The sequence below is a fragment of the Oceanispirochaeta crateris genome (assembly GCF_008329965.1).
Taxonomy (GTDB): domain Bacteria; phylum Spirochaetota; class Spirochaetia; order DSM-2461; family DSM-2461; genus Oceanispirochaeta; species Oceanispirochaeta crateris.
Map to the genome: position 1 here is coordinate 3,373,148 of NZ_CP036150.1, position 12,522 is coordinate 3,385,669.

The following is a 12,522-nucleotide window of genomic DNA, read 5'->3' on the forward strand; positions in this document are numbered from 1 at the left end:
ACAGGGAGGCTCTTAATTTGAGCAGTGAATCGATAATTTATAATAGTGATGATCTCAGCTGCAGCCTACACCTCGACGGCCCCTTGGAAACAACCAAGACCGGTCCGCTTTATGTCTTTAGAATCCTTTCTGGATCACAAACCAGTATCTTAAAACTGGATATCGAAATCAAAAATAAAGATTCTGCCTGGTTTTGGTGGCCCAACCACGAGGGAGAACGGGGGATTCTTTCTCAGGTTCATGGGAGGCTCGAAGATCTGGATGAAGCTTCCAGAGGGATCTCAGTTCTCTATCCTATCAGCGCTTCCTGCAGAACCATCATTCTCGGTGATGGTCAGGGAGGTGTCATTCTCAGTGCCATGCCCGATGAAAAAGGGAGAATCTCTCAGATTTCAGTTAAGAGCAAAAGTTCTCAGAAAGTTGAGTTCTTTGTAAAAACTGGCCGTTCCTGCTGGATACTCACTCAATACCAGGGCGGGCCGGAGGAGGCTCTTCTCTGGATGAGCCGGATCATTGAAAAGGTGAAATGGCCTGTCTTGGAGAGAGCGGAACCTGTGGGGAAATTCCTTCTGCAGGTCGGGCTGATCGGCCCGGATTATGATTGCCTTGTCCCTGTTGAGAGAGGTTTTATGGTGCTGGAAGATATCGCCAGAGTCATGAAGCACCAACTGGGAACGGGTCATTGGCTTCATGTTTTCGGGTATGCCCATGGTCATGACCTCCTCTATCCCGATTATAATCCTTCTGGTTTTCTAGGGGGTCCAGAGACTCTTAAAAGAGCCATACGGGCCGTCCATCGAAAGGGGCAGAAGGTCAGTTTTTATTTGAACCTCCGCATAGCCGATGAAAGCCTTGTAGAAAATGATTTTGAACTTAAGAAAGCCGTTTTTCTGGATAGAATGGGAAAGCCTGTTCTGGAGAGATCCAATGACAGATCGTTTTTGGTCATGAATCCAGAGAGTCCGATCTGGCAAGACCGCATTGTGAAAGAAGCCGAAAGGTTGATCAGCCTGGGAGCCGATGGCCTGGAGCTGAATTACAGCGGACAGCAGGCTCTCCTGGTTTCTCTGGGAGAACAGTGGGGTGATGGAATCAGGAAGATGATCACAAGGATCAAAAACCTGGGGGTTAAGATCTGGTACAGGGGTGGAACAGATATATATCCTGCAGACTGGTGGGAAATGAGTAGCGAAGAAGAAAGAATCGATACAGAAGGCCATGTGTTGTCAGGGAGTATGATCGGGGAATTCGATCCCCGTCTTTTGATGACCCTCGCCCCTGGACGATCCTATTTAGTGCCCCTCTCCCGGGAGTCCTTTCCCTTGACAGAGGAAGCGCTTGTCATGAAGGATCTCGAAGATATCATGGGCGGCTTATTTATTTATGATGAAGAGTATCTGGAACGAATTGAAATGATCCTGAAGAGAGCCGCAGAAGAGAGTCAGCAGGAAGACATGCAGACCCAGGAAGAGGATACACAGGCTTCCGACAGGGTTGAGAGACAGGAAAAAATACCCGAAGCGGGCGATTTTCCTGGAAATCTTGAAAGTTAATGATATATATTGAATAATATATAAATTGATATTTTAAGGAGTCATCTTTCATGAAGACTTTCAGCATAACCTTGTTTCTGTTTTTTTCTTCTCTTTTCTTCCTTTCTGCAGACGCCTATCCTCCCCAGGGATGGACCAGTGATGTCCTGGGTGCCATGACCGAAGCCGAAGAGACGGGTAAAGATCTTTTGCTTAATTTTACAGGGTCTGACTGGTGTACCTGGTGTCATAAGCTCTGGGGAGAAGTGTTTGGAACCAAGGAGTTTCAAGAGTATGCCGAAGAGAATCTAATCCTGGTTTATCTGGATTTTCCAAATGGTATTGAACTTTCTGATGATGTCAAAAAACAGAATGAAATAATGGCTTCAGTATTTGGAGTTCAGGGCTTTCCCACTATCTGGCTGATGGATTCCTCACAGCTTCCCCTGATGAAGACGGGGTATCAGGCCGGGGGGAGTACCTCATATATCCGTCATCTTAAAGAGGATCGTCCCGATTTGGATGAAGCCACAAAGGTGGAGTATCGGGATATGGTCCGTCAGGCAATCAAAGATAATATAGGTTCCTGGTAGTCCTTTGGGGTCCGATTTGAGAAGAATCGGACTCTAGGGCAGCATCTTCTCATCGATGATTTGTTTCCAATCTTCAGGCATGGGTGTTGGACGTCCATTTTCTATGGAAATACACCCCACCTTCACTTCCAGTTCTGCAAGTAGTGAGTCTTCTTTGTATATCTTTTGCTCAAAAACAAGGGTCACCCTCTGACTCTTTAGTAGTTTTGTGCGAACTGTCAAAAGGTCATCCAGATAGGCCGGGCTATTGTAGCTCACACTGAGTGATCTGACCACAAAGGCAATTCCCGATTCAGTGAGTAATTTTTTTTGTTCCCCACCCAGCAATCTTATCAATTCACTTCTACCGTGTTCTGCCATATCAATATAACGGCTGTGGTAGACAACCCCGCCGGCATCCGTATCGCTGTAGTACACTCTCTTTTGTAAATAATGGGTATTGTCTTTAATAATACCGGATATGTTGTTGTTCATACCCCTATTCTACATCCAGATGGATCAACAATGAAAGGGTCTTTAAATGGGGATGATCCCTTTAAATTTCTAGCACTAAGATTTAAAATGGATTCATGATACTGACTATTAAAAAGTTCTTTCCCAACAAGGATAATGATTACGAAAAAATGACCTCTAAAGTAGGTCAGATGAAAATCTTTCTGGAACATATCCTGGCCGGACGTGTTCCCAATGAAAAATATTCGGCAGATAGCCTCTTGAGCTTCTGTCGGTCCCTTGTCGAAGGACAGAGAGGCTCTGAGGCGGGTCTTGCCGATGGTTCCTGGAGTGTTTGCTCCTCTGCCTTGGATATTGATGAGGACGATAGAATGGACTACCATTTTTTCCCGACGTTCATCGCTCTGTCCCTTCTTATCAGCTGTGCTTCAAGAGATTCACGAGTCAAAACGATTCCGGGTTTTGATGATGCTCTGAAAAGAGGGTTTTCTTTTGCAATCTCTGAAAACCTGGAAGGCCTTGGATTCAACAGTTTCTTTCAACAGATGGAAGCCTGCCTGATTATGGGTTCAGGAGGATGCTTTCTCTGGTTGAAGGAACATCCGGATTGCTGTCCGCCTATGGCCGAGAAACTGAAACAGTTGGGAGTCGAGTTTAAAAAGCGGCTGAGTGAAGGAGAGACCGTTCTCCCTTTTGGAGGAGATTACAAGGTTCAGTTCCAATTGGCCTGTCAGTTCCTTGCTCCTCTTATGGAATCGTCCTCTTAAAATAAATAGTTGATTTCTATTTCTGATCCGGTTCATAATGGATCATGCCGCGTGTAAAAAAGAAGTCCTTTTCAATGCGATTAACTCTCCTCATTGCCGTTCTGTTGGCGGCAGTCCTGCTGGTTCCCGCAGGGGTTTGGTTCTACAGCGGTCATCAGGATAAGGTAAGATTATCCGCCTTGACTAAAAAACTGGAAATGCTGGGCGAATTGACGACGGTTACCCAACGATATCGATCTGTATTTTATTTCCATGAAAAGAAAAATTTCATACAAGACAAATCTTTGCTCTTTACGGCAGACTTTAATGTTTATGCCGGAGTGGACCTTGCGGAAGGATTCGACCTTCAAGTGAAGGGATCGGGAGTTCGGCTGACTCTTCCCGCCGGCCGGATCTTTCTCGTGGATGCGGATGATGAAAGGATTCATCAGGTTCTGATCAAAGAAAGATTCTCCTCTATCGACACAGGCGATTATCTGCCTGCTATTAGTGAAGAGGGTGAAAACATCCGCCGCCAGGCTTTGGAGCAGGGGCTCCCTGGAAGAGCGGAAGAAAGAGCGGAGACGGTGCTGAAGGGAATATTCAAGTCTGCCGGAATAAAAGACATAAGCATTCGGTTTAGAAAAGAAGGGCCCGGGGGAATTCTGGGTGAACAAGAGGAGGGTGCCTTGTGAAAACTCTACGGGTTTGCCTCTTTCTTCTCCTTGTTTCCGTGCTGTGCAGCCTCATCTTTCTCTATGAACGGCGGTCAATTGTCCTCCCCTGGCAGGTTCAGACTCAACAGGCGGTCTATTCTTCCCTGATTGAGACTGGGGAAAACTCTCTCCTTCAGGCTGCGGAGTTTAAAATGAAGGTTCTCTTTCCCTATGATTTTATGGAAGAAGGGGAACGGGCGGACTGGCATGTGCTGCAGTGGTATTACGACAATCTCCCAGAGGACTATTTGTTGAAGAGCTCTCCCTCATTTTATCCCGATTCTGTTCTCCCAGAGGCATGGAAGTATTCTTCTCTTTACAGTTTGTGCCGGGAGTGTGGTATTAACCTTGCCAGTGATCCTGAGTTTTTCATTGTCATTTCTGCTTCTGTCCGGGCAGGACTCCCTTTTTCAACAAATTCAATGCAAATCTTCCCTTTATCTGAGGAGGAAGAGGACGTGCAAAGAGTAGCTTTAGTCCTTCCTTCACCGGAGATTACTGATATAATCATTGAAGACAGGTCAGATGAGGACAGCGGATTTCCCGAGGTTCCCATGACCCCCGATCAGTGGAGTCGTTTCATCAGAGTCCTGGGCCCTCGGTTCAGGGACCTGGCCATTGGGGAGGGAATCCTTGAAATGGCCGAGGAGAGCGCCTCCCTCCTGATGAAGGATCTATTTGAAGGAGCTGGAATTGACATACAGACAATTGAGTTTTCAAGCTAAATTCCCCTTTTTCTTTTTTCTTTTAACCCTGTTAATGGGAGGATCTCTTTTTTCAGAAGAAGCATTGATTACGATTTATGACGACTTCGATGATGGTGCCTTTGGAAGGTCTGAATACAGGTCGGTTTATAGATCGGTCAAATTATCTGCCTTTCTTCGTTCCAAATCCATAGACGTTGCTTCTCCCGCCTGGGATGAAACAAGTCATCTCACAGCCGTGGTCCTTTCCTCAACCCGTGAAAAGGAGCTTAGAGACGGCGTCTATGATTCTGTTACCCTCCTAGGAGATGGGGTCTATCACTATAAAAAAGAAGGTCTGGATTTTACCTTCTCATTGGAAAAACCAAATGATAAGGTTTTGACCCTTTTAGAAGAGTACTACAAGGGGTCTTATGGTCATTGGCTTGAATCTGTAACGAATCATTACCTTGATAATTTTATAATCAGAATTCACAGTGCTGAAAATATCTTTGAGCCCTGGAGAGAGACAATTGAATATAATGAGGCCCTATTGATGGCTACGGCTTTGGGAGACCGTGAGCAGTGGCTGTGGGGTATTCATAATGGATTAGATCTGTTGAATCGCTGAAAATACGGTTGATTTTTTATCTCGATAAGCGGTATATTCTTAGGCGGTTTTGAAGTGAGGTAGATTATGAAAAGCACAGACTTAGCCAGAAAAGACCGGGATTTGAAAAAGTCCAGAAAAAAACAGAGTGTTCTTGAACGGAAAAGGGATAAAAAAGACCGGACTGTTGGTGATTTTATCAACGATTTGGTTGAAATGTTCTTCTATGATGCAGAAAAGATTTATAACATTGAATCAAGTGAAGAAATATTCATGCTCTTGGAAGATCTGAAAGAGGATCAACCCGAAAAACAGTGGAATAACATCCTGAGAAAAGCCATTAAAAAGACGAAGATCAAGCAGAAGGAAGTAGCCCTGCAGCAGCTGCAGGAGATGGGAGATATTCTCCCTGATTGATCAGGGATAGAGTTCGTCGTCTCGGCGGTCGGGTATGGAGCCTAGCTCTTTATCCTGGCTGTCTTCCGATACAAAAAGCCCACAGTAGCATTGCCCATATTCCTGAACGTCCATTTCACAATAGCTGCAGGGACAGATGATGTCCCTGTCTTTTTTCCTATCTCCCCAGGCTTCCCTGCAGGGGCAGTTGAAGTACCCAAGGGAGTTATACATTTCCATCAAACCATCGGCAATTGAGTCGACATGGTCTTTGTCATTATTGAGAATCAGTCCCTGTTTTTTACTGACTGCTTCCAGAAATAATTGAACATCTTCCCTTGTTTTCCTACCCATAAATCACTCCTCCTCTAGGAGTTCTTTTTCCCAGGCTATCCTGATGAACCCTGTTAGGATCTCTTTATCATCAATGATCAGTGTTGGATAACTCAGCCTCTTATCAAAGTGTGCTGCAAACTCAATTTTTAGATTTTTTTTATCTTCAGGGTCAATTTTATCCAGGTATAAGTAGTCATAACTGAAATCATTATCATCTAAAAATTGCTTGGCTTTTTTACAAAAGCTACAGGTTGTTAACCCCATAAAACGCAGTTGATGTTTGTTTCTACTCCCCTGGGTTGAATTAAATTTTGCATTTTCAAACATACCTGCTCCTTGTGAATGACTTGAGGTAATTCAGTAATAATACTGGATTATTCATTCCAAAATAATGTATCTTTCCATTGTAAGCAATTCAAAATATTTGTACAGCTTAATTCTTTTAGAGTTTTAGTATTCAGGAGATTCAAAATGATAGATGTTAAAGATATGGATGAGTACCTCGGTCTCATTAAATCTTCCAAGGCTGTATGTGCCCTTTTTACCGCCCAATGGTGTCCCGATTGTCAGGCGCTGAAACCCATAATGCCCGATCTGGAAGAGGAGTATAAAGAGGTCTGTGATTTTATCTCACTCGACAGAGATGCCTTTATTGATCTTTGCCAGGAAAAGGATATCTATGGCATTCCCAGTTTTATTGTATTTCAGGACGGTCTTGAACTGGGACGTTTTGTAAGCAAGGATGCTAAGACAAAAGCAGAAATTGATGCCTTCCTTAAGAAAACACTAAAGATCTGAATTCCTGAATGGTATTTAGATAATACTGGCAGTTCTGTTTCATATAACTTCTGATCTGAGGAATATTATGTCCCCAGCCGGCGGCCGCAATGGGAACGTTTGAGGATCGGCTCATCTGCACTGCCGGTTTTAGATCATCTAGAATCAAGGCTTCTGAAGGTTCAAGGTTGTACTGTCTGAGAATCTCCATGACGGGATAAGGATGGGGTTTCCGTTTGGTAGGATCAAAATTCCATCCGAAGACTATTTCGGGAAGATTTTCCGCTCCTGCATGCCTGTAATCTCTTCTGATGAGATCTTCTTCGGAGTGAGAGACCACGGTGATGATTCCTCCTTTCTCCTTAAACTCTTCTAAGATTTCCAGGTACCCTGGGAAGAAGTCCGGTATTCTCTCTTCTGTAAATTCTCTCCATATTCGGTATTCTTCCAAGATCTCATCTTCGGAGAACCTAAGTTCCCCAGTCATATATTCCATGATACCCGGTGTGAAATTCTTCAGATACCATTCTTCCAGCTGGATTGTCGGATGGTTTGGCCTGAGTCGTTTCATCACTTCCTGATGTGCCGGGTAGTGAATCAGAGCTGTACTCTCTACGGAGGTGTCGTCGTGATCGAGGATAAGGCATTTGAATTTCATTCTGTTTCTTCTCCGGGCAACTCCGCGTTTTCAAGGAGGCCCTGGTCTGTGCTTTTATTGTGTTCAAAGAGTCCTGTAAACCGGGTTCCGTCGGTCCATGTGAAGGATCCTATGCCATGCATTTCACCCCAGAAAAACTCCCCTCTATAACGGTTCCCATCGGGCCAGAGGCACTCCCCTTCACCATGGGGTAGGCCCTTGTGAAAATCACCTGTATAACTGCTGCCGTTTTTATGCAGTAGATTCCCCTTGCCTTCCATCTCGCCCTTATGGAATCCGCCGCTGTAGCGACTTCCGTCTTTTCCCCAAAACTCTCCCTGGCCTTCTGGTTTGTTGTCTCCGTTGACCGATCCCTGGTAAAGACCGTTTTTGAATCTCAATTTTTTTTCAATGTTCAAGGGTATTTGAGGAGCTTCTTCATTTTCTGGCAGGTCCTTTTCCAATTCTTCTGGAAGTTCTTCTGTCATCTCCTCATTGACCGAGGGTGTTTCCATGGCCTGTTGCAGTGAGCTCTCTGGAGCGGATTCGGGAGCTAAAGATATATTCCTATAGAGTATGCCCCTCAGTACAGGCTCACGGCCTTCCTCTATGCGGTAACACTCTCTCTTGAGCCAGTTTTCTCCGTGAAATACCGTATATTCGTACCTGTTGTGTTCCAGGATAATATTGTTCTGATTGATAATGATTTCTTCTGTGATTAAGCCCTGGGGGTTCCTTTTCATTTGGCAGCTTCTCAACAGCAGACCTTCTGAATCGCGAATCTCTTTGAGGGTGACCAAGCCTCGGTCATCAAAGACGTATGAACAAACTGATTCTTGAATATCTCCGACCCAGCTCGTTGTGAAATTGAGTTTGTCTCTGCTGTTGTAGTGGTAGCTGACCCTCTCTTCTTCTGATACTTCGCTCAGAAGCCGGCCTGCGGAGTACTGATAAATCTTCTCTCTGCTTATATGTTCGGCATCCCGGACTTCCACCTCTTTTTCAAGTTGTTTGTCATCATTGTAATGGTAGAAGGTTGTCTTGCGTGGTTCCTGCTTTCGGATAAGGAGACCGCTGTGATCATAAAAGAGTTTGGCAACAAAGAGGCGCTGTTCTTCATCCTGTTTCGGCAGTTCCGGGTCTGGGCTAACAGATTCCAGAGTCAAAGAACTCAGCTTTCCCCGGCAGTTAAACTCTTCCATAAAATGGATTATGATTTGAAAAACCGAAAGATTCAATCTATTCTTCAGAACATGTTTCGGTCATATGATACTAGAAATGAAGTTCTCTCAATAAAAACCTGTTAAGTACCGTAAATTAAAGTGTATAATGAGATAGCTCTCTTAAAGGCTCATATAGATGAAAAAAGTTTTAATAATTGATGATGCCCCCATGTACCGGGAATTCATGCAGACTCAACTGACCAACTACGGCTTTGATGTGAGTGTCGCTATCAATGGTTTAGATGGTGTTTCAAAAATCCGGAGTTTTATTCCCGACGTTATAATCATGGATTATATGCTGTCCAGGAAAAGCAGTCTGGATGTATTAAAGGACAAACAACGCGATCCTAATGCTAAGGATGTACCCGTTATCCTTGCTTCGGCAAATGTTGATAGACAGAAAATCCTCGAAGTTGCCCCTTTTGGGGTTCGTAAATTCTTAAATAAGCCCATTAAGATTGATGCTCTGCTTTCGGCACTTTCTGAAATCCTCGGTGTGGATATTCGGGTGGATGAAACGCCCTGCCTGCTGGATGCTCATCTAAACGACCAGATTTTATTTATTGAGATTGCCCGAGGGTTCAACAATGAAAAGATCAGTCTCCTCCAGTATAAAATTGCCGAGCTTCTTAAACTGTATAAGGTTCGCTACCCCCGTATTTTGATCCTCATGACAGACATTCAAATGAGGCCCGAAGATAAACCAAAACTGGATAGGCTTTTAGAAGAAGTTGAAAAATTTGTGGATTCTTTTAATCAGGTCAGAATTCTTACATTAGATGATGATATTAAGAATTATATCCATTACCATCTGCATTATAAGGATATAGAAATTTCTCCATCCCTTGAAAAAGCCGTCAGCGGCCTGCTTGGAATCCGTGGTATGGAATCCATGACATCTGAGCAGGATGGCATACAGGATGTTCTGCTCTCGTCCAAGAATAATCTGAGAAGCGATGAGGCCTTTCAGCTCAATTTTCAGGATGAATCAAGCAATGCCATTGCCGGATTGAAGAACCGCAATATTAAAATTGCTGTGGTGGATGATGATTTTATTGTGCATAAAATCATCAGTAAAGCCACTGAAAAAACAAATTGGTCTCTGAGTTATTATAAAAATGGCAAAGAGTTTACTCAGGCTTTGGGGGGAAACAGCTTTGATCTTCTCCTTTTAGATCTTATGATGCCTGAAATGGACGGGTTCGAGGTCATGGAATATCTGAAAACACAGTCCATTGAGATTCCTACAGTCATCCTTTCTGCTATGAGTAAGAAAGAAAGTGTGATGAAGGCTAAAGAACTGGGAGTCAACAGCTATATGATCAAACCTCTCAAGCCCGAAACTATCATCTTGAAAGTTCTGGAAGCAATGCTCAGATTACAGGAAGAATAATAGATGGCTCCAGAACATAAACAAATCAATTGGCGTGAGCTTTTTCATCAGTCTCCCCGTTCTATTGCCGTATTGGGAAGCGATGGTTCTATCCTCTATGGGAATGCCCGCCTAAAAGTACTCTTCAAAAAAAATGGCAATACATTGACCCTGAGAGATCCAAATGCGCGTAAGGAATGGGATTCCTTCCTACAGGAATTTTTGAATGGCAAAGAAGATCACGGCGAGCTGGTTGCTGTGATTCCCAAAAATTCAAACGAAAAGAGGTGGTACTCTATAAAGTTGACCAAAAGTAGTGAGGATTCTCGTATCTTTCTTCAAGAAGAGGACATCACAGATCAGCGCCTTTATGAACTCAACCTTAAAAAAGCAAGAGATGCTGCGGAACAGGCGACAAAGACAAAATCTGAATTCCTGGCGAATATGAGTCATGAAATCAGAACACCCATTCATACAATCATCGGGATGTCGGAATTGTTGAATCTGACTGCACTGGACCAGGAGCAGGATGAATACGGTTCTCAGATCCGCTTTAGTGCGGACATCCTTCTTTCCTTGATCAATGATATCCTCGATTTCTCAAAGATCGAAGCCGGTCAGTTGGAACTGGAATATACATCCTGTAACCTTCAGGAACTGATGGAGGATTCTGTAGATCTTATCTCTCTTGAGGCTCATAAAAAAGGTGTGGAGGTGGGTCTGTTTGCTGAGGCGGGAACTGACTTTCAGGTTGAAGGGGATCCCACCAGGCTGAGACAAGTTGCCGTGAACCTGACTAACAATGCCGTGAAATTCACTCAAGAAGGGCAGGTCATGGTTTATCTCACCGGTGTAAATCAAGATGCTCGATCTGTCACTGTGACTTTGACTGTAGAAGACAGCGGCATCGGCATTCCGGAAGACAAAAAATCCCGTTTATTTGAGGCTTTTACTCAGGCTGATTCATCCACTACCAGACGTTTTGGAGGCACTGGTCTTGGTCTCACCATCAGTAAAAACCTGGTAAAGCAGATGGGCGGGGAACTGAGTGTCGAAAGTAGGGAAGGAGAAGGATCCCGATTCTTTTTCACCCTCACATTTCCCAGAGCTGTACCCTACAGGACTGTTCCCGAGGCATTTGAATACGGGGAGAAGCTCAAAGGAAAAACGATTCTCCTTGTAGATGATAATCAGTGCATCCGAGACTCCCTGGCCCGCTATTTGACCAGTTGGGGTTGTACTGTTGTAGAAGCCGGCTGCGGCAAAGACGGTATTGTTATAATGACCGAAAGGAGCCAGTCCGGAGCACAGCCTTTTGACCTCTGTATCACCGATCAGTTGATGCCAGAAATGGATGGATGGCAGTTGGCCAGCGAGGTCAGGGCGAACCCTTCTTTGGCCTCTACGGCTCTGATCCTTATGTCTTTGAAGGGTGGGCGGGGTTCCGAAGAAGCCAAAATGAAGCTATTGGGTTGGTTTTCGGCTTATATCACGAAACCAGTCAGGAAAAAAGAACTATGGGAAAAATGTATTCTAGCCCTCTATCCGGAACAGGCGGAACCCGCAGATCTCGAAGAACTGGAAGAACTCAGCACTGTCGATACTCTTCCTGATCCCTCTCCTGTCTCTTCCAAGAGTTCAAAGCAGGCTCCTCTTTCAACATTGAAAGAGGGCCTTATCCTCATAGCCGAAGATCACCCTGTCAATCGAAAACTGTTTGAATCGATATTGGTAAAACAGGGGTATCGGGTCATCCTTGCGGAGAATGGAAAAGAAGCCCTGGAACGAGCCGTTTCAGATAATCCCGATCTCATCTTTATGGACTGCCAGATGCCGGTTATGAACGGCTATGAAGCGACTCGACAGATTCGAGAACGGGGATTGAAGATTCCGATCATTGCGGTTACTGCCAATGCCCTTCGGGAAGAGCAGGAGAAGTGTTTTAAGTCCGGAATGAATGACTTCCTCTCTAAGCCTTTTAAGAATAAAGATCTCTTGCCTGTTCTGAGCAATTGGTTCAAACCCATGGGGATGAATCAATTAGAAGATCTGGAAGTTCTTTCGGAAGTCGATGAAATAGAGTCTCCCAGTTCTGAGAAAGTTCCTGTTTTTGATTTTAGTCAGGCTATGGATACTTTTCTGGAAGACAAGGACCTTTTGATCTCCCTCTTGGAACCGTATATGAAGCAGGTGGCGGGGCAGATGGAAGAGTTGTCTGCTCAAGATATTCTAGAGCGTCCTGATGATATCCGTTCCATTGCCCACTCCATCAAGGGAAGTTCCAGAAACTTGTCCATGCTGGAGTTGGGAAATGAGGCTGAAATTCTGGAACATTCTTCCAGAGATCATGATATGCTTACATCTCAAGAGGCCATTCCCCGGGTGAAAGAAGCCTTTCTCCGGGTTCAAAAAGCTGTTTCTAAGTTGCTAGAACAGGAATCCTAGTCC

General features: G+C 44.5%; 15 protein-coding genes. 10 read left to right on the forward strand and 5 right to left on the reverse strand.

Annotation, left to right across the window (positions count from 1 at the left end; genetic code table 11):
* Positions 1-17: 17 nt before the first annotated feature.
* Positions 18-1,553, forward strand: coding sequence for a DUF6259 domain-containing protein (locus EXM22_RS15390; protein ID WP_149487367.1), 1,536 nt, complete (start codon positions 18-20; stop codon positions 1,551-1,553).
* A 50-nt stretch (positions 1,554-1,603) separates the two neighbouring features.
* On the forward strand, positions 1,604-2,125 hold the full coding sequence (locus tag EXM22_RS15395) for a thioredoxin family protein (protein WP_149487368.1): 522 nt from the start codon (positions 1,604-1,606) through the stop codon (positions 2,123-2,125).
* 33 nt (positions 2,126-2,158) lie between these two features.
* Here the strand turns inward: EXM22_RS15395 and EXM22_RS15400 are convergent, their stop codons facing one another.
* Positions 2,159-2,599 (reverse strand): YbgC/FadM family acyl-CoA thioesterase, encoded by a 441-nt coding sequence (locus EXM22_RS15400; RefSeq protein ID WP_149487369.1) that lies wholly within the window; start codon positions 2,597-2,599, stop codon positions 2,159-2,161.
* Positions 2,600-2,694: 95 nt separating this feature from the next.
* On the opposite strand from EXM22_RS15400, the gene EXM22_RS15405 reads away from it, so the two are divergent.
* The 5 genes from EXM22_RS15405 to EXM22_RS15425 all read left to right on the forward strand — a co-directional run bounded on the left by EXM22_RS15405 (position 2,695) and on the right by EXM22_RS15425 (position 5,750).
* Positions 2,695-3,345: a hypothetical protein gene (locus EXM22_RS15405; protein WP_149487370.1), complete on the forward strand. Its 651-nt coding sequence runs from the start codon at positions 2,695-2,697 to the stop codon at positions 3,343-3,345.
* 74 nt (positions 3,346-3,419) lie between these two features.
* Positions 3,420-4,019 carry a DUF4230 domain-containing protein gene (locus EXM22_RS15410; RefSeq protein WP_168203551.1) on the forward strand — a complete coding sequence of 200 codons (600 nt, stop codon included), beginning with the start codon at positions 3,420-3,422 and terminating at the stop codon, positions 4,017-4,019.
* The gene (locus EXM22_RS15415) at positions 4,016-4,765 is read left to right on the forward strand and encodes a DUF4230 domain-containing protein (RefSeq protein ID WP_149487372.1); all 750 of its coding nucleotides are present in this window, start codon (positions 4,016-4,018) and stop codon (positions 4,763-4,765) included. The genes EXM22_RS15410 and EXM22_RS15415 overlap by 4 nt, the downstream gene beginning before the upstream one ends.
* The gene (locus tag EXM22_RS15420) at positions 4,734-5,354 is read left to right on the forward strand and encodes a hypothetical protein (RefSeq protein WP_149487373.1); all 621 of its coding nucleotides are present in this window, start codon (positions 4,734-4,736) and stop codon (positions 5,352-5,354) included. The genes EXM22_RS15415 and EXM22_RS15420 overlap by 32 nt, the downstream gene beginning before the upstream one ends.
* Positions 5,355-5,420: 66 nt before the next feature.
* Entirely contained in the window at positions 5,421-5,750 is a 330-nt protein-coding gene (locus EXM22_RS15425; protein ID WP_149487374.1) for an LB_289 family protein, read from the forward strand.
* Here EXM22_RS15425 and EXM22_RS15430 read toward each other — a convergent pair whose 3' ends face one another.
* Both EXM22_RS15430 and EXM22_RS15435 read right to left on the reverse strand, forming a co-directional pair.
* The gene (locus EXM22_RS15430; protein WP_149487375.1) at positions 5,751-6,083 is read right to left on the reverse strand and encodes a ferredoxin-thioredoxin reductase catalytic domain-containing protein; all 333 of its coding nucleotides are present in this window, start codon (positions 6,081-6,083) and stop codon (positions 5,751-5,753) included.
* A 3-nt stretch (positions 6,084-6,086) separates the two neighbouring features.
* Positions 6,087-6,392, reverse strand: a complete 306-nt coding sequence (locus EXM22_RS15435) for a glutaredoxin family protein (RefSeq protein ID WP_149487376.1) — start codon at positions 6,390-6,392, stop codon at positions 6,087-6,089.
* Between the two features lie 144 nt (positions 6,393-6,536).
* Between EXM22_RS15435 and EXM22_RS15440 the strand changes: the two genes are divergently transcribed.
* Positions 6,537-6,863, forward strand: coding sequence for a thioredoxin family protein (locus EXM22_RS15440; protein WP_149487377.1), 327 nt, complete (start codon positions 6,537-6,539; stop codon positions 6,861-6,863).
* Here EXM22_RS15440 and EXM22_RS15445 read toward each other — a convergent pair.
* Positions 6,841-7,500, reverse strand: a complete 660-nt coding sequence (locus EXM22_RS15445) for an HAD family hydrolase (RefSeq protein WP_149487378.1) — start codon at positions 7,498-7,500, stop codon at positions 6,841-6,843. The two genes, EXM22_RS15440 and EXM22_RS15445, sit on opposite strands and share 23 nt — an antisense overlap.
* Entirely contained in the window at positions 7,497-8,681 is a 1,185-nt protein-coding gene (locus tag EXM22_RS15450) for an MORN repeat-containing protein (protein ID WP_149487379.1), read from the reverse strand. The genes EXM22_RS15445 and EXM22_RS15450 overlap by 4 nt, the downstream gene beginning before the upstream one ends.
* Before the next feature lie 157 nt (positions 8,682-8,838).
* Here EXM22_RS15450 and EXM22_RS15455 point away from each other — a divergent pair, with 157 nt between their 5' ends.
* Positions 8,839-10,095, forward strand: coding sequence for a response regulator (locus EXM22_RS15455; protein ID WP_149487380.1), 1,257 nt, complete (start codon positions 8,839-8,841; stop codon positions 10,093-10,095).
* Positions 10,096-10,098: 3 nt separating this feature from the next.
* The gene (locus EXM22_RS15460; RefSeq protein ID WP_149487381.1) at positions 10,099-12,519 is read left to right on the forward strand and encodes a hybrid sensor histidine kinase/response regulator; all 2,421 of its coding nucleotides are present in this window, start codon (positions 10,099-10,101) and stop codon (positions 12,517-12,519) included.
* Positions 12,520-12,522: the final 3 nt, after the last annotated feature.